The following is a 907-nucleotide window of genomic DNA, read 5'->3' as shown; positions in this document are numbered from 1 at the left end:
ACCGGTGATGCACGAGCTGCTCGAGGACGTGCGCGAGCGCTTCGGGTCGGGCGCCGGCTATCTCGTCGCGCACGGTCTGCGCGTCGACGAGGTGGACGCGCTCGCGGAGATCCTCATTGAACGCTGAGGTAAGGCTCGCCTTAACGAGCGTATGATGGAGCATCATGACCTCATCCGCCCCGCACGCCGTGCACGACGAGTCCGCGTGCAAGGCCTCTCGTCACGCGCGGGTGCAGCAGCTCATCACGGCGGACGAGCATGCCCTCGTCGAACTCGAGGCGCTCCTCGCGACGCTGCCGATCTGTTCGACGGGCCGCGTCTTCATCGAGGTTCCCGACGCGTCGTGGATCACTCCGATCGCGGTCCCGGCGCGGATGGTCGTCACCTGGCTCGATCGCTCGCACCGCAGCGGAGAGCCCGGAACCGGTCGTCCCTGTGCTCCCGGCCAGGCCGTGAGTCGAGCGGTGACCGCGTGGGCGGACGAGATGCTCTGCGCCGACGGCGACGAGTCGGCATGTCAGGACGGCACGCGCATCCACCTTCTCGGCGGCTTCCTCGGCACGGCCGACATCTTCGACCACCTCACCGAGCGCCTCGGCATCTCGCCGGTGGCAGTGCATACACCGGCGCGCTTCGGGCTGCTCAGCTCTCGCTGACCGCGCCCGCCGACGCTCCGTGGGGCACGTAGTTGCCCTCTTCGAGCCCGGCGAGGATCTCGAACCTGTTCGTCAGCGGGTTGCGCCCCGCCAGGGCGTACAGCAGCGGCATCAGAAAGCCGTAACGGCGCCACTGGCGGGCGTGCACCGCTTCATGCCGCAGCACGGCCTCGCTGATGCGGGGTGAGTCGGTCAGGAAGCAGCCGCCGACGCAGACACCTCCGCGGCCGAACGTCCACGACGGCATCCCC

At 69.2% G+C, this 907-nt stretch carries 1 protein-coding gene and 1 pseudogene; one reads left to right on the top strand and one right to left on the bottom strand.

Features of this window, described 5'->3' with window-relative positions; all coding sequences use genetic code 11:
- The first annotated feature begins 164 nt into the window (after positions 1-164).
- Positions 165-656 carry an SIP domain-containing protein gene (locus tag I5I_RS14410; protein WP_036321295.1) on the top strand — a complete coding sequence of 164 codons (492 nt, stop codon included), beginning with the start codon at positions 165-167 and terminating at the stop codon, positions 654-656.
- On the opposite strand, the pseudogene I5I_RS14405 reads toward I5I_RS14410, so the two are convergent.
- Positions 643-907, bottom strand: a pseudogene (locus I5I_RS14405) (Fe-S oxidoreductase); the annotation flags it as partial. The gene I5I_RS14410 and the pseudogene I5I_RS14405 sit on opposite strands and share 14 nt — an antisense overlap.

The sequence above is a fragment of the Microbacterium sp. B24 genome (assembly GCF_000333415.1).
Classification (GTDB): domain Bacteria; phylum Actinomycetota; class Actinomycetes; order Actinomycetales; family Microbacteriaceae; genus Microbacterium.
The sequence above is the reverse complement of the archived record's forward strand: the minus strand, read 5'-3'. Positions and strand labels throughout refer to the sequence as shown.

Coding starts and splice junctions, on each gene's coding strand:
- I5I_RS14410 (WP_036321295.1), top strand. CDS start 165: ATGACCTCATCCGCCCCGCACGCCGTGCACGACGAGTCCGCGTGCAAG.